Here is an 18,827-nt window from a genome sequence, read left to right as displayed (position 1 = left end):
TGGCGAAGATCAATGATGTTGCTCACGCCACGGCGCAGGGCTGGCTCGTTCGCACGCGCGCTCGCTCGCGGACTGCTGCCTCCCGGTCGTCGGGGATAGCTCGCTGCGCGGGCCGTTCAGAGATCCTGAGTCGCTGTCGCCAGTACCCAGGGCGGCGACGCTCGTGCGCGTTCGCGACAACGATGACCTCGTCGTCTCGAACGAAGTAGATGATGCCGTTGGGGAACACGTCGGTTCCCTTGCGTCGAAGACGAGGGATGCGCTGACGGCCACGGTAGAGAGGCGCGGAATCCGGCCACTCCCTGATGAAGTCCACGCCGTTGTCGAGGTCATCGCCGAGACGGTCGCCGAGTCCTGCTTCCTGGTCGTCATACCAGGCGAGGGCGTCCAGATACTCTTCGCGAGCGGCCGGATGCTCGCGTCAGGGCAGCGCACTCACTTGCGGCGAGCTGCCAGCATTGCTCGGGCCATGCGTCGGGTCTCTTCGCCATCGACAAGTTCGACCTTGCCTGTCAGAATCTCATCGACCCGAAGGTCGATCTCTTCATCCCATGCGGCATCGATCTCTGCTTGCTCCATGCCACTGATCTGCTGGAGTGCGAGCGCAGCAATCTCGCGCTCATCGGCAGAGAGGGTTCGACCCTCTGCGATGAAGTCTGCGAGCTTCGGCGTCATGCCCAAAGTCTACCGCTGAGGTCTGACGTTCGGGGGACAGCTCGCTACAGGCTCGGCACGTCGTTGTGCGGGCCGGTGCGGTGACGGCTCTCGCTGAGCAGATCATGGGAAGTGTGGAGCTTGCGCGCGCGGGCCCGGCAACGTCTTCGCCAAGCTCGGCCTCGCGCAGAACGACGGCAACCGCCGCGTACAAGCCGTCCTCACCTACCTTGCCCACCAATAGACGCCCACACGCGGACCCCCGCCCACCAAGCTGCCTCACTGCCAGGCTCATCTCCCCGACTTCCCCCTGCCTGCTGACCCCTTCCATCTCGAATGCATGCATGTTCCCATAGATATTTGCAAGCATCGTAGATAAGGGAAGGTGAAACCGTGAAGGGCGGCGTGATCCTTCGGCCTACAACTCCACGTGCCGCGTTCTGCGTGCCCGACCCGTGAATCGTGGCAACTGAAGGCGCGGACGTGATGATGCTCATGGCTACCGATCCAGAAGCAAGAGAGCCGGTAGCCTGCGAGCGTGACCAACCGACAGCTCGGCATCCGGCTCGCGTTGCTGCTGCTGATCGTCGCCGCACCGATCCTGCCGTTCACGCTGCTGTGGCCGGGCGTGGTCGGCGTCGCGCTGTTCGGCGTGCTGGTCGCCGTCTTCGCCTGGATCAGCGGCGGCGCACGCGTCGCCATCCCGGTGACGGTCGCGCTCGCGCTCCTGGGAATCCTCGGCATCGTGTGCCGCGATCACACGTGGCTGCTGGCGCTGATCCTGCTGCTGCTCGGCATCGGCTACGGTGTCGCGGCCAGCCGCGGGATCGGCAGCGCGGTGCTGCAGCTGCCGATTCTCGTGCCGTACTTCATGATGCGCCCGCCGCCGCTGTTCACGGACGGCCCCGCCGAGGTCACACCGCTGTACCTACTCGCGGTCGGTGTGATCGTCGTGCTGGCGGGCCTGTGGACGGTGCTGGTGCTCAGAAAGGCCATGGGGCGGCGGGCGCTGAAGGTCGTCGACGTCGCCGACCCACGTGCCGCGATCGTGCACGGCACGGTGCTCGGCGTCCTGTCGGCGATCGTCGTGACGATCGCTCAGACCTCTGTGACGAACTTGCATTGGGTGTGGGTGACGCTGACGCTCTACCTTCTGGCAAACCCGACGGGGCCGGTCAACGCGAAGAAGATGCTGTATCGCGTGCTCGGCACGTTCGCCGGTTTCGTCGTCGTCGGAGTGCTGCTCCTCACCGGCCTGCCGCACCTGATCCTCGTATCGCTGGCGGTCGTCTCGCTGTGGGCGTGCCTGTTCTTCTACGTCGCGAAGCGGCCGTACTGGCAGTACGTGGTGTTCCTCACGATCACCGTGGTGCTGATGGACTCGTCGGACGCGAGCACGGTGGTGCTGGATGCCGAGCGGATCGGCTTCACGGTGCTCGGCGCGCTGCTGGCGATCGGCTCGTCGTTCGTGGTCAATCTGCTGATGTTTCGCCGGCGGCACGCGCTCGCCGACGAAGCCTGACGCCCCACCACACGATCAGGGCGATCACCCCGGCCACGCCCAGCCACGGCAGCAGGAACCCGAGCCCCACGACGAGGCCGTTGAGCGTGGCGACCAGCCCGTTCCAGCCCGCGGCGAGCCCGTCGCCGAATCCGGCGGGGTCGGCGACGATCACCTCGCTCGTCTGCAGCAGCGACACGGTCAGGCTCGACAGCGCCACCTGGTTCTCGAGCGCCTGCAACCACTGCTGCGCCGACGCGAGCTCGGCCTGCCGCTGCGATAGTTCGCTCTCTGCGGTGAGCAGGTCGCCGACGCTGCCGGCCTGTCCCATGAGCTCGGTGAGCCGCGTGACGGATGCCTCGAGAGCGTCGATGCGGGCGCGCAGGTCGACGGTCTGCTCCGTGACGTCGTTCCGCGTGATCGACGAGGTCTCGACCGTGCCGATCGCGGTGAGGTCATCGATGGTCGCGGTGAGCTCATCGGCCGGCACGCGCACGGTGACCCACGTGTTAGACACGGGGTACGGCATGATCTCCCGGATCATCTCGCCGTCGACGGGCGTGCCGACGACCCCCTGCCCGCCGATGCTCATCGACTCGACGAATCCGCCGCGCTGCTCGGCCGCGCGGGCGACGCGCTCGGCGGCGCCGGCGACATCGTCGACTCGCACCATCGCCTGGGCGGTGGCGATCATGTCGCGGCCGGCCGCAGCCGACGCATCGGCGCTGGCCTCTTCGAGTGCTGCCGAGTCGGACCCGCCGAGCCCGCCGACCGCGCTGCCGTCGACGGGCACGGCGGGGATCGGCTCCGGCACTCCCACCACCGGCCCGCCGACCGCCGGTGCGATCGCACTGTCGGCGAGGCTCGTGCCGCGGAAGGCCCCGAGGGTCGGGCCGAGCGCGGCGGCGCCGACGAGCACGACAGCCGCGGCGGCGGTGGTCGTCCAGATCACGCGGCGGCGTCGCATCCGCTTCGCCGTGGCCTTCTGCTCCAGCGCCTGCTGAGCCTCGCGCTCCCGCGCGATGCCGGCGAACAGCACCTCCTCGAGTTCGCCGATGCGTTCGTCGCTCAGCTCCGGCAGTGGGGGAGGGGCGGCGGTGTGGTCGGTGTTCATGCGGTCTCCGTTTCGGTCGCTGTCCGCACGTGGGTGCGAATGCGGGAGAGACGGTTGCGGACCACCCCGTGACTGACGCCGAGCTCGTCGGCCGCCGCCTGGTACGCGTAGCCCTCGGCGGCGCACAGCCGGAAGATCTGCTGGTCGAGCGGGCTCAGTCCCCGCACGGCTGCGAGGATCTGGTCGACCAGGATGGATGTCGCGACCTGCCGCTCCACATCGACCGTCGCCGGCAGCGTCTCGTCGACACCGGCCGCGGTGTGCTCGCGGTCGCGCCGTTGCCGGCGCACCCGGTTGGCGGCCTGGAAGCGGCAGATGGTCGCCAGCCACGGCAGCAGCGACTCGCTCTCAAGCGTCAGCTCGGGCAGACGCCGCCACGCCGCGAGGAAGGTCTCCTGGGTGACGTCCTCGGCGTCCGCGGGGGTGCCCACCAGGCCGTGCGCGAGCCAGTACACCGGCCGCACGTACGCGCGGTACAGCGCACGGAAGGCGTGTTCGCTCCCGCTCGCGGCCCGTGCCACGAGTGCCGCATCGCCGTCAGCGTGCTCAGGCATCCCTCTCCGTCCGTCCGCGGGCCCCATTGTCTCTCAACTGTCAGTGTCGCGCGGCGCGGAACCGTCTCAGACGCCGGTAAGGTGGTGCGAGCGAGAGGGAGTATCCCGCAATCGCACGCTCGTCATCACGAGACCTGTCATAGGCCTCCGGGTGTGCACCGCCGCCGGCGGGGGAGAGACTGTCGAATCCGCATCGACCCTCCCGAGAGAAGCCAGAGAAGCTGCATGTCCTTCGAGATCCCCGTCTGGTTCGAGATCACGTCCATGGCGATCCTGCTCGCCATCCTGATCGCCGACCTCCTGCTGATCATCAAGCGTCCGCACATCCCCAAGATGGGTGAGGCGGCCGCGTGGGTGGGCTTCTACGTCGCGCTCGCGCTCGTGTTCGCCCTGGTGCTGTTCTTCGTCGCCGAGGGCAATCAGGCGGATGCGGCGGGCCAGTTCGTCGCCGGGTGGCTGACCGAGTACAGCCTGTCGATCGACAACCTCTTCGTGTTCGTGCTGCTGATGACGCAGTTCGCGGTGCCGCGCCGCTATCAGCAGCGCGTGCTGATGGTCGGCATCATCATCGCGCTGGTGCTGCGCGGCCTGTTCATCCTGGCGGGCGCGGCGCTCATCGAGAACTTCAGCTGGATCTTCTACATCTTCGGGCTGTTCCTCATCTACACCGCGTGGCGGCAGGCGTTCCCGGGCACGCACGCGGACGACGCCGAGACCGAGACGGGCATCGTGCGCTTCCTGCGCCGGTTCATCCCCATCTCGGACGCGTACGACGGTGCGAAGCTGCGCACGATCGTCGACGGCAAGAAGATCTGGACGCCGATGATCCTCGTGTTCCTCGCAATCGGCTTCACCGACCTCGTGTTCGCGATCGACTCGATCCCCGCGATCTTCGGCATCACCCGCAGCCCGTTCATCGTGTTCGCCGCGAACGTGTTCGCCCTCATGGGGCTGCGCCAGCTGTACTTCCTGCTCGGGGGCCTGCTCGACCGGCTCGCGTACCTGCACTACGGCATCGCGTTCATCCTCGCGTTCATCGGCGTGAAGCTGTTCCTCCACGCGCTGCATGTCAACGAGCTGCCGTTCATCAACGGCGGTCAGGCCGTCGAGTGGGCGCCGGAGATCTCGACCTGGGTCTCGCTGGGCGTCATCGTCGCGGCGATGGCGGTCGCCACCATCGCGAGCCTGATCGCGGCGAACCGCGACAAGCGACGGGTCGGCTCAGAACGCCCGTAGGTTCGCGTGCAGCCCGCCGTCGGCATGGCCGTCGCGCAGGATGCCGCGGCGCCGCAGGATTGCAGCGTCGCGAACTGGCGCGCCGCGGGGTAGGGCAGGGAGGCGGCCGGGTTCACCGTCGGCACGACGCCCAGGTGCCGGGTGGCGGCGAACAGGTACGGTGCCAGCAGCAGCGGATCGTGCTTCGGGCTGCCGAACGCCTGGCGCACCCGCAGGTCGATGGTCTCGGGGTTGCCGAGCGAGGGGGCGTCCTCGATGATCAGCAGATCGAAGTGTCGGATCTCACGACAGTTGTCGGACTGCGGGATAGCTGACCTGGGGTTTTCTCAGAGGATCTGAACGCCCAGGGGTACCGGACTGTCTCATGCGACGTGAGATGGATCGCGGCGCGCGCCCGTCACCGTCTATGACGCCGACGCCGTAGGACGATCCCACCGATCGCGACGCCGAACGATGAGCGTGGGAAAAGGAGACATCGCGATGAGGGCCAATCGAAGCGCCGGCGATCGCGAAGAGAGCACGGGGGTGGCATCGCCTGCCCCACCGACTTAGCGACGACAGCAACAATGCCGACGCCATTCCCGCGACGGCGAACGGAGGCGAACGGAGCTGCACTACCTGGGGAAGCCGGGCTAGCAACGGTCAGGCTCAAGTCGATCGCCGCCGCGGCCGCAGTAACGAGAGCGATCACGATGAAGGCCGGCGCGCAGGAAAGGCCCGCGAAAGGAGTCCGCTGTCGAGATGTCATTGGACACGAGTTCGTGTGCGAGGCTTCAATGCTGGGGGCTCGCACGCGAGAGAGGGTGGTGTACGTCCGCGACCCGTGAGAGGGTGCAAGGGCAAGGAATTCGAGGAGAACGGCCACTCATGGGACCCAAGAGGAAGCTCGGCCTAATACTCACAGCCGCGTTCTCGCTTGTGTTTGTCGCACCCGTTGCGGCCCAAGCTGAGACGGCAGATTCATCATCGGTGGCGACTGCCGCCGATACCTCTGATCTATCAAGCAGGATCGCGAGCGACCCAGAGATGCGGTATGTGTCGCTCAACGAGGCAGAGAATCAGTTCGGATTTGACCCCGCCGCCGAGACTCTCGACATCCCCGCCGCCGAGAGGCTGGACATCGGTGCTGACAACGGGCCCGTCGTCACTCCACTGTACGAGTGGTGGGGATGTGAGTGGGATGCCCCGGGGTCAGGTACGGGGCATTGGGCGACTCCTCACAAGACGTGTGCAAACTCGAACACAGTCGCTTGGCGAGCTGAAGTCTGGGTCGGCCTGACGGACTTCTGGCATCCCTACGGCGCGACCCACGGGACCGGGCGTGACCTTAGTTGTTCGCCGGCATGACGGGTGACGCTGAGCGGGTTCAGTACGTGCCGCTTCATCCCGAAGCGGCAGCTGCCCAACCCGCTCAGCGTCTGCCGTTCGACATCTCCAAGCTGTCGGTCAAAGGTCTGGTTATCGTCTGTGAGCTCAACGACCCGCCACCGGGCAACTCGATGCCAAGCATGAGCATGAAGATGACCCAGTATGTGCGGTTGTCGGATGATTCTCTTATCCGTCTAGATATGGATCGTGGAGTGGACTCCTTCCGGTATGGGTCGACTGAACCAATTTCCTGGAAACGAACCTCAGCAGATGTCGTCTCAGAAGTGCTGACGCTCGTGCAAGCAGATGACCCGGAACCCGGATCATTTTCGTGGGAGGAGTACGCACGGGCCGCACGACTCCGAGGAATCTCAGTTGCGGCCGAGGTCCTGCGCGACCTCCCGCACACGGTACTGCTGTCGGATGAGCTTGCCGCGAAATTTGAGTTCTGACCGACGAGTCTCGTAGACACTTCGCCGCCCGTACGCGACGTCGGCCTACATGACCAGAGACAGCCCACTCGGCAGCCACATGGACCGCGCCGCTGGCGCCGCGAGCAAGTGGGTACGAAGCCGCGTATACCGGATCGAGTAGCCCCGGCGAAACACGTCATCCGAACCCTCGCCATAGATCGCAGCATCCCGCTCGATACCCGCCTCTCATCGCTACTGTTTGCCGTCTACGGCCTTCCTGCGACCAAGACGTTCACGCTCCGACGCGGCCAGCTCCGCGACGAGGACGCCCTCGAACTTCTCGTCGGAGACCGCCCGATCACCCTGCCAGAACCGATCGCCGTGCTCGCCCGAGAGCAGCTCAACCTCTGGCCAGACGCCGACCCTGAAGCGTGGCTCTTCCCGGGCCGTCGCCCTGGTCGGCCGCTCGACCCGCAAGACCTCACACGCTACCTGCGCACCCTCGGCACCAGCATCTCCGCGCTACAGAAAACCGCCCGGTTCCGACTCGCCGGAGCCGTCCCCGCCAAAGTCCTCGCAGACATGCTCGACTTCAGCGTCGCCACCTTCGAGAACTACGCCCGGCTCGCAGGCGGGACCCGCGGAGACTACCCGGCGCTCCGCTCAATCTCGTAAGGCACATTTCATCGACCAGAGTTGAACCGGTCGCTGGACCTGATCCGGCCAGGACGATCGTCACACAGTGGGCTTCATGTCGTAGGTGACCCAGGGAGTCGCCACGGCGTGCGAGTCATACACCGATCGAGCCGTCGAATTGTCGGCGGCAGTGATCCATCGCACGACACTGGCACCGTTCTCGCCTGCGCGTGCCGCGGCTTCATTCAGCAATGCGCTGGCGGCACCGGCTCCACGAGCTTCCGGGGAAGTGAAGAGGTCGTCGAGGTAGAGCCCCATCGTGGCGGATGACGGACGGGCAAACCACCGAAGATTCGCCAGGGCAACGGGCTGGTCATCTTCGTTCACCGCGACAAGACCGAGAAGACCGTGATCACCGTCACGCACCCACTGCCACGTTCTCGCGACAGACACCGAATCTTCGGGGAGCCGATAGAAGGCGCGGTACCCCGAATAGAGTTCTGCCCACGCCGCCTCGTCCTTGGACTCAACCACCCGAATCGTGATGCTCATCCAAAGAGCCTACAAGTCCGCATCCTCGGCCCAGCGGACTGCCACTGTCTCTCGACTCGCACATGCCCGAGTGAGCGGAACCCAAGACTGCCGGAGACTGTCACGGACAGCGGGAATAGTTCCCCGCCGGATAATCCACTTCCACCGGTACCGTGCGGCCCGAACCCGCGGGCGAGGAACCAGCCGAAGTGCTGTGGCCGGCTCATGCGAACGCCCCACATCCGCGTCCGAGGCGGCGACCACCGGTGCGGCGCGCAGCCCGCCGCGCAGCGTGATCGTGAACACCGACCCCGTGCAGGCCGAGGTGGTCGACGGAGGCGACTTCGGGCCGGGCGTCGAGCCAGCGGGCCACCGCGAGGGCGTTGGCCGGCTGGCGGTCGACGCGCAGGCTCAGCGTCTCCAGGCCCTGTCCGATCGGGAACGCGCTGAGTGGTGATGGCGTCGGTCCGAACCGCGGTGCCACCGACTCGCGCAGATAGGCGATGCGGGCACGGCCGGCGTGCCGCTCGGCGAAGCTGGGCGCCCCCTCGGGCGTGCTGCGCACCAGATGCGGGAACAGGGCGCCCGACCGGGTCGCGTCGAACCGACCTCCGTCGACGACGAGAGGGATGCCGCGATCGTCGCCGACGGCAGCGATCGCCGAGATGTCGGGCACGTCGTTGCGGGTGTTGGCTATCGACTCGCCGAACAGCACCTTCGTCTCGGGGCGCAGCGCCGCCCGCGATGCCTCGGGGTCGTAGACGAAGGCGACCGACACGCCCAGGCGGAGAGGTTGTCGAGCAGCAGCCCGCGCGTACCCTCGTAGATGTGGGCGGAGCACACGACGTGGTCGCCGGCGTGCACCGGCCGCGTCGTGAAGCCGTCGGCCTCAGGCATCCCTCTTCCTCCTTCGTCCGAGACAGGCTCGCACGCCCGCGCCGCTCGATGCACATGAATGCGACGCGGTGTTACGGCGGTGGTATCATGGCGACGATGCGGATCGCTCGCCTTCTCCTTAGCGGCCGCGACGAGACCTCGTAGACGCCAAGCCGTTCTCGTCGCGGAGTCCGTCGCGGGCTTGATTCCCTTCCTCCAGGAGAATGACACTCATGAGCACTCCCATCGACGCCTCGATGATCCCCGATCGGCCGCGCACGCTGGCCGAGAAGGTGTGGGACGACCACCTCGTCGTCAAGGGTGAGAACGGCGAACCCGACCTCCTCTACATTGACCTGCACCTGGTCCACGAGGTCACCAGCCCGCAGGCGTTCGACGGACTGCGCGCCGAGGGGAGACCGGTGCGCCGCCTCGACCTGACGATAGCGACGGAGGACCACAACACCCCGACGCTGAACATCGACAAGCCGATCGCCGACCCCACCAGTCGCACGCAGATCGAGACGCTGCGCCGCAACGCCGAGGAGTTCGGCATGCGCCTGCACTCGCTCGGCGATAAGGAGCAGGGCATCGTGCACGTCGTCGGTCCCCAGCTGGGGCTGACCATGCCGGGTGTCACCGTCGTGTGCGGCGACTCGCACACCTCGACGCACGGCGCCTTCGGAGCGATGGCTTTCGGCATCGGCACGAGCGAGGTCGAGCACGTGCTGGCCACCCAGACGCTGCCGCTGAAGCCGTTCAAGACCATGGCGATCACGGTCGAGGGCGAGCTGAAGCCCGGGGTCACGGCCAAGGACATCATCCTCGCCGTCATCGCCAAGATCGGCACGAACGGCGGGCAGGGCTACGTGCTCGAGTACCGCGGCAGCGCGATCCGCGCGCTGTCGATGGAAGGCCGCATGACGATCTGCAACATGTCGATCGAGGCGGGCGCCCGCGCGGGAATGGTCGCGCCTGACGAGACGACCTTCGCATACGTCGAGGGCAAGCCGCACGCGCCGAAGGGCCAGGACTGGGAGGATGCCGTCGCCTACTGGCGCACGCTGCCCAGCGACGAGGGCGCGGTCTACGACGCCGAGGTGTTCCTCGACGCGAACGAGCTCGAGCCGTTCGTCACATGGGGCACCAACCCGGGTCAGGGCGTCTCGCTCAGCGACGTCGTGCCCGACCCGGCCGGCTTCGCCGACCCGAACGAACGCGCCGCCGCGGAACGGGCCCTGGAGTACATGGACCTCGAGGCCGGCACCCCGCTGAAAGACATCGCGGTCGACGCCGTGTTCATGGGCTCGTGCACGAACAGCCGCATCGAAGACCTGCGGGCCTTCGCCTCGATCGTGCAGGGGCGCACGAAGGCCGACGGCGTGCGCGTGATGGTCGTGCCCGGCTCGGCGCGGGTGCGGCTCGAGGCCGAGGCCGAGGGCCTCGACCGGATCTTCACCGACTTCGGTGCCGAATGGCGCTTCGCCGGCTGCTCGATGTGCCTGGGCATGAACCCCGACCAGCTGGCACCCGGTGAGCGCTGCGCCTCGACGAGCAACCGCAACTTCGAAGGACGCCAGGGCAAGGGCGGGCGCACGCATCTCGTGTCGCCCGTGGTCGCCGCGGCCACCGCCGTGCTCGGCCGGCTCGCGAGCCCGGCCGACCTGGAAGCGGCAGTCGAGACGGTGGAGGCCTGACATGGAGAAGTTCGAGACGCACACCGGCATCGCCGTACCGTTCCGCCGCTCGGCGGTCGACACCGACCAGATCATCCCCGCCGTCTACCTGAAGCGGGTCACCAAGACCGGTTTCGAGGACGCACTGTTCGCCAGTTGGCGTCAGGATCCCGAGTTCATTCTCAACCGGCCCGTGTACCGGGGGGCGAGCGTGCTCGTCGCCGGGCCCGACTTCGGCACGGGATCGAGCCGCGAGCACGCCGTGTGGGCGCTGCGCGACTTCGGGTTCCGGGTCGTGCTGAGCCCGCGGTTCGCCGATATCTTCCGTGGCAACGCGGGCAAGCAGGGGCTACTCGCCGGCGTCGTCGCCGAGGCCGACATCGAGGCGATCTGGGCGGCGCTCGAGACGCAGCCGGGCCAGTCGATGACGATCGACCTGCACGAGCGCGCCGCGTCCGTGGGTGACCTCCAGGTCCGGTTCGACATCGACGATTACACTAGGTGGCGGCTCCTCGAAGGGCTCGACGACATCGGGCTCACACTGCGGAACGAAGACAAGATCGCGCATTTCGAGTCCCGCCGAGAGGCGTGGCGGCCGCAGACTCTGCCGGTCCGCTGACGCCGGCAGTCCCCGCGCCACGGGGAGTGCCCTCGATCTCCCGAACGAAGTGAGGCCCATCGTATGAAGACCCTCGTCGGCGACGCACAGCCGTCGCGCGCCCCCCACGAGGGACCCCTTCAGCAGCCCGAGATCATGCGCATCCGCGGCGGCCGCCCGTTGCGCGGGCGCGTCGAGGTCAAGGGTGCCAAGAACCTCGTCACCAAGGCGATGGTCGCCGCCCTCCTCGGCGAGACCACGAGCACGCTGCGCGATGTGCCCGACATCAGCGACGTCAACGTGGTGCGCTCGCTGCTCGAGGTGCACGGTGTGACTGTCGACGACGGCGACGAGGGAACGCTCCATCTCGACCCGAGCGGTGCCGTCTCGGCGCACTTCGAAGAGATCGACGCGCACGCAGGGGCCTCCCGCATCCCGATCCTCTTCTGCGGGCCGCTGCTGCACCTGCTCGGCGAGGCCTACATCCCCGACCTCGGCGGCTGCCGCATCGGCGACCGGCCGATCAACTTCCACATGGACGCACTGCGCGCGTTCGGTGCCGTGGTGGAGAAGAGCTACGAAGGCATCCGGCTGTCCGCCCCGGGCGGTCTGCACGGCGCCGACATCCGCCTGCCCTATCCGAGCGTGGGGGCCACCGAGCAGGTCCTGCTCACCGCGGTGCGCGCCGAGGGCGTCACCGAACTGCGCAACGCGGCCATCGAGCCCGAGATCATGGATCTCATCGCCGTGCTGCAGAAGATGGGCGCCATCATCTCGTACGAGCCGAACCGCGTGCTGCTCATCGAAGGCGTCGAGAGCCTGCGCGGGTACGACCACCGTGCCATCTTCGATCGCAACGAGGCCGCCAGCTGGGCGGCGGCGGCGCTGGCCACCGACGGCGAGATCTTCGTCGGCGGTGCCAAGCAGCAGGCGATGCTGACGTTCCTCAACGTCGTGCGCAAGGTCGGCGGCGACTTCGACATCCGCGAAGACGGCATCCTGTTCCGTCGCGGCGAACGCGGACTGCGCGCGGTCACCGTGGAGACCGACGTGCACCCCGGCTTCATGACCGACTGGCAGCAGCCGCTCACCGTCGCCCTCACGCAGGCACACGGACGCTCGATCGTGCACGAGACCGTGTACGAGAACCGGCTCGGGTTCACCGACGCGCTCGTCAAGATGGGCGCCGACATCGTCGTGCACCCGCACGGACTCGAGGGCGGCGCACGCCGCGTGCCCCGCCGTGAACTCGAGCAGGCCGCTGTCATCAATGGCCCGACCCCGCTCCACGGTGCCGACGTGGTCGTGCCCGACCTGCGCGGCGGGTACAGCTACGTCATCGCGGCGCTGGCAGCCGAGGGCGAGTCCACGGTGCGCAACATCGGCATCATCCGCCGCGGCTACGAGAAGCTGTTCGCCAAGCTGGACCACCTCCAGGCCGACTTCGACGTCGTGCGGTGACGGTGGCACGCTCCGCGGCGCACCGGCGCGCCTCCCGCGAGAAGACCCGACCCAGCGTGTTCTGGGTACTCGGCGCGGTCGTCGTGCCACTGGTCGGCCTGTTCGCCAAGGTGCGCATCGAGGGCGGCGAGAACCTGCCCGAGGAAGGCCCGTACGTGCTCGCCCCGAACCACAACAGCGAGTTCGACCCGCTCATCGTGGCCGTCGCCGTATGGCGGCTCGGCCGTGCGCCCCGGTTCATGGCCAAGGAGAGTCTCTTCCGCGTGCCGGTGCTGGGCGCTGCGCTCCGCGCCACGGGCATGGTCCCGGTGGCGCGGTCGGCGTCAGCGTCCTCGGCGAAGCAGACGCTCGACACCTCCGCGCAGCTCGTCGACCATGGCCGCGGCGTCATCGTGTACCCGGAGGGCACCCTCACCCGAGACCCCGAGCTGTGGCCCATGCGCGGCAAGACCGGTGCCGCCCGTCTCGCGCTGGCCGGAGACATCCCGCTCATCCCCCTCGCCCAGTGGGGCGTGCAGGAGATCATGCCGCGGTACGGGAAGCCGCGGTTCCCGCGGCGCAGCCGCATCGTCGTGCGCATCGGCGAGCCGCTCGACCTCAGCGAGTACCCTGGCGCACAGACGCCGCCGGCCGGCCTCGTCGCCGCCACGACGCAGCTGATGAACCGCATCGCGCAGCTGCTGGGAGACCTGCGGGGCCAGCAGCCGCCCGCCGAGCGCTGGGACCCGGCGGCGCACCAGCAGAAGGAGACGGGCCGCTTTGAGTCGTAAGACGCAGCCGAACCAGCCGCGGGTGGCGGTGCTCGGGTCGGGCAGCTGGGGAACCACGTTCGGCAAGATCCTCGCCGACGGCGGCGCCGACGTCACGATGTGGGCCCGGCGCCCCGAGCTGGCACACGAGATCGACGAGGCCAAGCGCAACAGCGCCTACCTGCCCGGCATCAACCTGCCGCGCGCGATGCACGCCACCTCCCACCTCTCCGAAGCGCTCGCCGGTGCCGACCAGGTGTACCTCTCGATCCCGAGCCAGTCCCTGCGCGAGAACCTCAAGGCCGTGCGCCCGCTCGTGCGCGGCTCGGACGTGCCGCTCGTCTCGCTCATGAAAGGCGTCGAGCGGCGCAGCGGCTCGCGCATGAGCGAGGTGATCGAGCAGGAGCTCGGCTGCGACCCGGCACGGATCGCCGTGGCATCCGGCCCCAATCTCGCGCTCGAGATCGCGCGCGAGCAGCCGACGGCGGCCGTGATCTCTTCGGTCAGCCAGGAGACGGCGGATGCGGTGGCCCGCTGCGCGCGCAATCGCTACTTCCGCACGTTCGTGAACACCGACGTGATCGGCACCGAGTTCGGCGGCGTGCTCAAGAACCTCATCGCCGTGGCCATCGGCATCGTCGACGGCGTCGGCTACGGCGAGAACACGAAGGCGGCGATCATCACCCGCGGACTCGTCGAGATGACCGACTTCGCTGTTGCGTACGGCGCCGAACCCGAGACGCTGCAGGGGCTCGCCGGGCTCGGCGACCTCATCGCGACCTGCCAGTCACCGCTGTCGCGCAACAACACGGCGGGTCGGCTGCTCGGGCAGGGATACAGCTTTCAGGACGTCGTGAAGCAGATGGAGCAGACCGCGGAAGGATTGGCATCGGTCGCGCCGATCCTGCAGCTGGCGAAGCAGACCGGCGTCGAGATGCCGATCGTCGAGCAGGTCAAGCGCGTGCTCGACGGCACGATGAACCCGCGCGACATCGCACCCCACCTGACGACCGACGACGACACTCCGAAGGGCGAGAGGACGCAGAATGGGCAAGACGGTGGTGGCGGTGCTCTTTGGCGGTCGCTCCAGCGAGCATTCGATCAGCTCCGCCACGGCGGGGGGGCTGCTGCGGGCGATTGACCGCGACCGCTACCGGGTGATTCCCGTCGGCATCACCCGCGACGGTGCCTTCGTGCTCGAGGACGACCACCCCGACAAGTTCGCACTCGACCCCGGGCACCTGCCCGAGGTTGTCGACAACGGCACCCGCATCCTGTGGCCCGAGTCCGCGGTCTCGCGTGAGCTGCGCGTACGCGACGCGGCGGGGGAGCGTTCACTGGGCGACGTCGACGTCGTCTTCCCGATCCTGCACGGCCGCTACGGCGAGGACGGCACCGTACAGGGCATGCTCGAACTGCTCGGCCTGCCCTACGTGGGTGCGGGCGTGCTGATGTCGGCCATGGCGATGGACAAGCACACCACCAAGAGCGTGCTGCGCTCGGCGGGTGTGCCGGTGGTGCCGTGGGTGACGGTGCGTCAGGCCGACTGGGTGCGCGATCCGCGCGTGTGGTCTGGGCGCATCCGCGGGCTCGAATGGCCCGTCTTCGTCAAGCCCGCGCGGGCAGGATCCAGCGTCGGTGTGTCGAAGGTGACCGACTGGGCCGACCTGGACGCCGCCCTCGATCGCGCCTTCGCCGAAGACACCACGGTGCTCGTCGAGCAGGCGACGGCCGGTCGCGAACTGGAGTGCGGCGTGCTCCAGGGAGACGACGGTGCTCTGCCCCGGGTGAGCCTGGCCGGTGAGATCGTGGTGCGCGGCCGCGACTTCTACGACTTCGAGGCCAAGTACCTCGGCGCACCCGGTATCGACCTCGTCTGCCCCGCTCCACTGCACGAGGGCGAGCTCGCCGAGATGCGGCGCATCGCTGCATGCGCCTTCGAGGCCGTGGGCGGTGAGGGGTTGGCGCGTATCGACTTCTTCTTCACCGGCACCGAGTTCTTCGTGAACGAGGTGAACACGATGCCCGGGTTCACGCCGATCTCGATGTTCCCGACCTGCTGGCTGGCCTCGGGCATGACCTATCCCGAGCTCGTCGACGAGCTCATCCAGGCCGGGCTGGCGCGCGGTCCGCGCTGATCAGTCTGCGTCGTCCGTCGGGTCGTCGTCGACGCGCGGCGTGCACGTCCCGTCGGCCGGTAGCTCCGAGACCGCGGCGGCGAACGCGCGCAGGACGTTCGCGCTCGAGACGGTCTGCGGATCGTACTCGAGGAATACCTCGACTGCGGGGGTGCGGCCGTACGTCGTGAAGCGGTAGTTCGGCGCGTCGTCCGGGTCGATGATCCAATCGACGCCCTCGACCGTGCGGCACTCCAGGGTGGTCGGCCCCGGCGGAGGCACGCCGCACGCCAGGATGACCCTCGTCGGGTCGCCCCATGCGCCCGTCGCCTGGGCGTCGGTCCAGCGGCGGTCGAGGCCGTCGACGACCTGCGGCAGGCGCACGCTCACCTCGGCGCACAGCGGATCGTTCGCGTCCGGCGCCGGGGGCAGCGTCACCGTCGTCGCGCACGACGTGAGTGCGAGAAGGGATGCCGTGAGCACCGGCGCGACGAGGAATCGACGGGGGAGGGGCACGCCTCCCAGGGTAGTCGGTGGGCGACCGACCGGATCATCTCTCCCGCGTGACCAGATACGGCTCGAAAGATCCCGATGTGTTCTCCAGGACACCGCCCGCCTACATGATCGTTCGGTCTGATCGTGGGTTGCCTGGCGATCGCAGAGCGGCTGGACCCGATCACGATGACCGAACGCCATCTGATCGGCCGGGCGCTGAGGCGGGTCGACGTGCGAGACGGGATGGCGACGTCGACGCCCTTTCTGCCCTCCGCGCATGCGTACGGCGTGCATGACCGGCTCACCCAGATGGGGCGTGCCGTGCTGGACGCGGAACGCGTCACCGCCGACGGTGCGGACCTCGGTGTCGTGGGTGCCGATGCGGTCGGACAGGTGCGGAGTCCGGGTCAGGTCTGGGCGGATGTCGGTGTGACGGACGGACATCGACCACACTCTCGACCACGTGCACGGCGGGCAGACCGCTGCGGCTGTCGGGTGTGCCCGCATGGGAGAATGAGTGGATGCCGACCACAGCTCCCGCGCGCACCGTGACCGACTTCGTCGTCGCCGACCTCACCCTCGCCGAGGCGGGCCGACACCAGATCCGTCTCGCTGAGAACGAGATGCCCGGCCTCATGGCGCTGCGGGCCGAGTACGGCGCGGCGCAGCCGCTGGTCGGTGCCCGCATCGCGGGCTCACTGCATATGACAGTGCAGACGGCGGTGCTCATCGAGACGCTCACCGCGCTCGGAGCGCAGGTGCGCTGGGCCAGCTGCAACATCTTCTCCACGCAAGACGAGGCGGCCGCCGCTGTCGTCGTGGGCCCGGACGGCACCGTCGACGCACCCGCGGGTGTGCCTGTGTTCGCGCACAAGGGCGAGACGCTCCAAGAGTACTGGGACTACGCCGCCCGCATCTTCGACTGGTCGGCGGAGGGCTTCGCCGGACCGAACCTCATCCTCGACGACGGCGGCGACGCCACGCTGCTCGTGCACAAGGGGCGCGAGTTCGAGAGCGCGGGTGCGGTTCCGCAGTCGGCGGATGCCGACTCCGCCGAGTACCGTGTCATCCTCGACCTGCTGCGGGCGAGCCTCGCCGACGACCCCGAGCGGTGGACGCGGGTGGCCGCCGGCATCCTCGGCGTGACCGAGGAGACCACCACCGGGGTGCACCGGCTGTACGAGCTGGCCGCGGCCGGCAACCTGCTGTTCCCCGCGATCAACGTGAACGACTCGGTCACCAAGTCGAAGTTCGACAACAAGTACGGCATCCGTCACTCGCTCCCCGACGGGTTGAACCGTGCCACGGATGTGCTGCTCGGCGGCAAGACGGCCTTCGTCGCCGGCTACGGCGATGTCGGCAAGGGCGCCGCCGAAGCGCTTCGCGGCCAGGGCGCGCGAGTGATTGTCGGTGAGATCGACCCGATCTGCGCACTGCAGGCGGCGATGGACGGGTTCGCTGTGCGCCCCCTGGATCGCGTCGCCGGCGAGGTGGACATTGTCGTCACCGCAACGGGCAACCGCGATGTGGTCGGAGTCGAACACCTGCTGGCACTCAAACACCTCGCGGTGGTCGCGAATGTCGGTCATTTCGACAACGAAATCGACATGGCGGGTCTGGCGGGGATCGCGGGGGCGCAGCGGGTGGAAATCAAACCGCAGGTGCACGAGTGGCGGCTGCCCCACGGTCGAAGCGTGCTCGTGCTCTCCGAGGGGCGGCTGATGAACCTCGGCAATGCCACCGGGCATCCGTCCTTCGTGATGAGCACTTCCTTTGCCAATCAGGTACTCGCGCAGATCGAACTGTGGACGAACCTGTCTGCCTATTCCCTCGGGGTGCACGTGCTGCCCAAGCACCTCGATGAGAAGGTCGCCCGCTTGCACCTGGCCGCGCTCGGTGTGGAACTGACGACACTCACCGAAGACCAGGCGGAGTATCTCGGGGTTCCCGTGCGGGGGCCGTACAAGCTTGACCACTACCGGTACTGACCTCGCGGCACTCGCACCAGCCGGCTGCGGCGTGGCGGGAACTCTCAGCCGCGATCGGGGAATCCCCGCGGCGTCGCCTGCAGCACGGGCGCGAGCGCATCCCACTGGGCGCGCTGGCGCGCGAGAGCGGTCGCGTCGCGGCTTCGTCGCATCGCCGCGACGGCGAGGAGGAACTGCTCGGGGGACACCGCGGGGACGGGATGCACGTGCACGGCGACCTCCGTCGCGAGCGCGTGTGCCAACTGCGCCCGGCTTGCCGGGTTCATTCCCGCCGAGCCGCGGATGAAGTGTGCGACGCGACGGGCAACCGGATCGGGCAGCCGCGCCACGTCGGCCACGGCGGCCCAGGCGACGAGTTCCGCCGGGACGGCGAACTCCACTGCCGGCGGTGCAGCCGTGCGCTCGCGCTGACTGAAGGTGCCGGCGACAATGTCGCCAAGCCGCTTCGATTTGGGAGAGAGCAGACCGACGATCGCCGCAAGTCCGCCGAACGTCATGACGATCTCGACGATGCCGATCAGGGCACGGATCAGCGCGTGGCGCACCCCGATTGCACCGCCGTCGTCGCGAACGATCCGCGCGCCCACGATGAGTCGACCGAGTGAACGACCGCGACTGAGCGACTCCACGGCGATGGGGACGATCACGAGGAATGTGACGAGCAGAATCGTCTGCGTGGCAATCATCAACGCGGTGTCGAAAATCGATTCCGCCAACTCGAGAACCACGCCCGCGGTAGTCAGGAAGGCACCGAGGTACACAAAGTAGTCAATCAGGCAGCCGGTGGCGCTCAACACGAACCCGGTGGGTCGCAGGGTGAGCGCGACGGCCTCACCCGAGACGAGTTCGTCCTCGGGACC

The 18,827-nt window shown here is 68.1% G+C and carries 18 protein-coding genes and 1 pseudogene; 11 read left to right on the top strand and 8 right to left on the bottom strand.

The window, feature by feature from the left end:
- Positions 1-435: 435 nt before the first annotated feature.
- On the bottom strand, positions 436-675 hold the full coding sequence (locus tag ACK5IN_RS05410; protein ID WP_416895184.1) for an addiction module protein: 240 nt from the start codon (positions 673-675) through the stop codon (positions 436-438).
- Between the two features lie 517 nt (positions 676-1,192).
- Here ACK5IN_RS05410 and ACK5IN_RS05405 point away from each other — a divergent pair.
- Positions 1,193-2,176: an FUSC family protein gene (locus tag ACK5IN_RS05405; RefSeq protein WP_416895183.1), complete on the top strand. Its 984-nt coding sequence runs from the start codon at positions 1,193-1,195 to the stop codon at positions 2,174-2,176.
- On the opposite strand, the gene ACK5IN_RS05400 is transcribed toward ACK5IN_RS05405, so the two are convergent.
- Positions 2,127-3,269, bottom strand: a complete 1,143-nt coding sequence (locus ACK5IN_RS05400; RefSeq protein ID WP_416895182.1) for a DUF4349 domain-containing protein — start codon at positions 3,267-3,269, stop codon at positions 2,127-2,129. The genes ACK5IN_RS05405 and ACK5IN_RS05400 overlap by 50 nt on opposite strands.
- The gene (locus tag ACK5IN_RS05395) at positions 3,266-3,823 is read right to left on the bottom strand and encodes an RNA polymerase sigma factor (RefSeq protein ID WP_416895181.1); all 558 of its coding nucleotides are present in this window, start codon (positions 3,821-3,823) and stop codon (positions 3,266-3,268) included. Before ACK5IN_RS05395 ends, ACK5IN_RS05400 begins: the two co-directional genes overlap by 4 nt.
- A 225-nt stretch (positions 3,824-4,048) precedes the next feature.
- Here ACK5IN_RS05395 and ACK5IN_RS05390 point away from each other — a divergent pair, with 225 nt between their 5' ends.
- A complete protein-coding gene (locus tag ACK5IN_RS05390) occupies positions 4,049-5,059 on the top strand; it encodes a TerC family protein (protein WP_416895180.1) in 1,011 nt (336 codons plus the stop codon).
- A gap of 55 nt (positions 5,060-5,114) precedes the next feature.
- Here the strand turns inward: ACK5IN_RS05390 and ACK5IN_RS05385 are convergent.
- A pseudogene (locus ACK5IN_RS05385) lies at positions 5,115-5,331 on the bottom strand (LLM class flavin-dependent oxidoreductase); the annotation flags it as partial.
- A 1,071-nt stretch (positions 5,332-6,402) separates the two neighbouring features.
- On the opposite strand from ACK5IN_RS05385, the gene ACK5IN_RS05380 reads away from it, so the two are divergent.
- On the top strand, positions 6,403-6,879 hold the full coding sequence (locus ACK5IN_RS05380) for a hypothetical protein (RefSeq protein WP_416895179.1): 477 nt from the start codon (positions 6,403-6,405) through the stop codon (positions 6,877-6,879).
- Positions 6,880-6,987: 108 nt separating this feature from the next.
- A complete protein-coding gene (locus ACK5IN_RS05375; RefSeq protein WP_416895178.1) occupies positions 6,988-7,515 on the top strand; it encodes a hypothetical protein in 528 nt (175 codons plus the stop codon).
- A gap of 60 nt (positions 7,516-7,575) precedes the next feature.
- Here ACK5IN_RS05375 and ACK5IN_RS05370 read toward each other — a convergent pair whose 3' ends face one another.
- Positions 7,576-8,028: a GNAT family N-acetyltransferase gene (locus tag ACK5IN_RS05370; RefSeq protein ID WP_416895177.1), complete on the bottom strand. Its 453-nt coding sequence runs from the start codon at positions 8,026-8,028 to the stop codon at positions 7,576-7,578.
- Between the two features lie 202 nt (positions 8,029-8,230).
- Positions 8,231-8,785 carry a PLP-dependent transferase gene (locus tag ACK5IN_RS05365; protein WP_416895176.1) on the bottom strand — a complete coding sequence of 185 codons (555 nt, stop codon included), beginning with the start codon at positions 8,783-8,785 and terminating at the stop codon, positions 8,231-8,233.
- Between the two features lie 331 nt (positions 8,786-9,116).
- Here ACK5IN_RS05365 and leuC point away from each other — a divergent pair, with 331 nt between their 5' ends.
- The 6 genes from leuC to ACK5IN_RS05335 all read left to right on the top strand — a co-directional run bounded on the left by leuC (position 9,117) and on the right by ACK5IN_RS05335 (position 15,505).
- Positions 9,117-10,580 carry a 3-isopropylmalate dehydratase large subunit gene (leuC, locus tag ACK5IN_RS05360; RefSeq protein ID WP_416895175.1) on the top strand — a complete coding sequence of 488 codons (1,464 nt, stop codon included), beginning with the start codon at positions 9,117-9,119 and terminating at the stop codon, positions 10,578-10,580.
- 1 nt (position 10,581) lies between these two features.
- Positions 10,582-11,178 carry a 3-isopropylmalate dehydratase small subunit gene (gene leuD, locus ACK5IN_RS05355; protein WP_416895174.1) on the top strand — a complete coding sequence of 199 codons (597 nt, stop codon included), beginning with the start codon at positions 10,582-10,584 and terminating at the stop codon, positions 11,176-11,178.
- 63 nt (positions 11,179-11,241) lie between these two features.
- Positions 11,242-12,618 (top strand): UDP-N-acetylglucosamine 1-carboxyvinyltransferase, encoded by a 1,377-nt coding sequence (gene murA, locus ACK5IN_RS05350; protein WP_416895173.1) that lies wholly within the window; start codon positions 11,242-11,244, stop codon positions 12,616-12,618.
- On the top strand, positions 12,615-13,388 hold the full coding sequence (locus ACK5IN_RS05345; protein ID WP_416895172.1) for a lysophospholipid acyltransferase family protein: 774 nt from the start codon (positions 12,615-12,617) through the stop codon (positions 13,386-13,388). The genes murA and ACK5IN_RS05345 overlap by 4 nt, the downstream gene beginning before the upstream one ends.
- Positions 13,378-14,508, top strand: a complete 1,131-nt coding sequence (locus ACK5IN_RS05340; protein WP_416895171.1) for an NAD(P)H-dependent glycerol-3-phosphate dehydrogenase — start codon at positions 13,378-13,380, stop codon at positions 14,506-14,508. Before ACK5IN_RS05345 ends, ACK5IN_RS05340 begins: the two co-directional genes overlap by 11 nt.
- The gene (locus tag ACK5IN_RS05335; protein ID WP_416895170.1) at positions 14,414-15,505 is read left to right on the top strand and encodes a D-alanine--D-alanine ligase family protein; all 1,092 of its coding nucleotides are present in this window, start codon (positions 14,414-14,416) and stop codon (positions 15,503-15,505) included. Before ACK5IN_RS05340 ends, ACK5IN_RS05335 begins: the two co-directional genes overlap by 95 nt.
- Here the strand turns inward: ACK5IN_RS05335 and ACK5IN_RS05330 are convergent, their stop codons facing one another.
- The gene (locus ACK5IN_RS05330) at positions 15,506-16,000 is read right to left on the bottom strand and encodes a DUF3515 family protein (protein ID WP_416895169.1); all 495 of its coding nucleotides are present in this window, start codon (positions 15,998-16,000) and stop codon (positions 15,506-15,508) included.
- 500 nt (positions 16,001-16,500) lie between these two features.
- Here ACK5IN_RS05330 and ahcY point away from each other — a divergent pair, with 500 nt between their 5' ends.
- A complete protein-coding gene (gene ahcY, locus ACK5IN_RS05325) occupies positions 16,501-17,967 on the top strand; it encodes an adenosylhomocysteinase (protein ID WP_416895168.1) in 1,467 nt (488 codons plus the stop codon).
- A gap of 44 nt (positions 17,968-18,011) precedes the next feature.
- Here ahcY and ACK5IN_RS05320 read toward each other — a convergent pair whose 3' ends face one another.
- A complete protein-coding gene (locus tag ACK5IN_RS05320) occupies positions 18,012-18,782 on the bottom strand; it encodes an RDD family protein (RefSeq protein ID WP_416895185.1) in 771 nt (256 codons plus the stop codon).
- Between the last annotated feature and the right edge of the window lie 45 nt (positions 18,783-18,827).

It is taken from the genome of Microbacterium sp. (assembly GCF_047971895.1).
In the GTDB taxonomy this organism is placed as follows: Bacteria; Actinomycetota; Actinomycetes; order Actinomycetales; family Microbacteriaceae; genus Microbacterium.
Note: the sequence above shows the minus strand (reverse complement) of the source record. Positions and strands in the feature narration are given on the sequence as shown.

Bases quoted from the DNA above. Each gene is read 5' to 3' on its own strand.
- murA (WP_416895173.1), top strand. From the start codon at position 11,242: ATGAAGACCCTCGTCGGCGACGCACAGCCGTCGCGCGCCCCCCACGAG.
- ACK5IN_RS05400 (WP_416895182.1), bottom strand. From the start codon at position 3,269: ATGAACACCGACCACACCGCCGCCCCTCCCCCACTGCCGGAGCTGAGC.
- ACK5IN_RS05395 (WP_416895181.1), bottom strand. From the start codon at position 3,823: ATGCCTGAGCACGCTGACGGCGATGCGGCACTCGTGGCACGGGCCGCG.
- leuD (WP_416895174.1), top strand. From the start codon at position 10,582: ATGGAGAAGTTCGAGACGCACACCGGCATCGCCGTACCGTTCCGCCGC.
- ACK5IN_RS05410 (WP_416895184.1), bottom strand. From the start codon at position 675: ATGACGCCGAAGCTCGCAGACTTCATCGCAGAGGGTCGAACCCTCTCT.
- ACK5IN_RS05380 (WP_416895179.1), top strand. From the start codon at position 6,403: ATGACGGGTGACGCTGAGCGGGTTCAGTACGTGCCGCTTCATCCCGAA.
- ACK5IN_RS05335 (WP_416895170.1), top strand. From the start codon at position 14,414: ATGGGCAAGACGGTGGTGGCGGTGCTCTTTGGCGGTCGCTCCAGCGAG.
- ACK5IN_RS05390 (WP_416895180.1), top strand. From the start codon at position 4,049: ATGTCCTTCGAGATCCCCGTCTGGTTCGAGATCACGTCCATGGCGATC.
- ACK5IN_RS05370 (WP_416895177.1), bottom strand. From the start codon at position 8,028: ATGAGCATCACGATTCGGGTGGTTGAGTCCAAGGACGAGGCGGCGTGG.
- ahcY (WP_416895168.1), top strand. From the start codon at position 16,501: ATGCCGACCACAGCTCCCGCGCGCACCGTGACCGACTTCGTCGTCGCC.
- leuC (WP_416895175.1), top strand. From the start codon at position 9,117: ATGAGCACTCCCATCGACGCCTCGATGATCCCCGATCGGCCGCGCACG.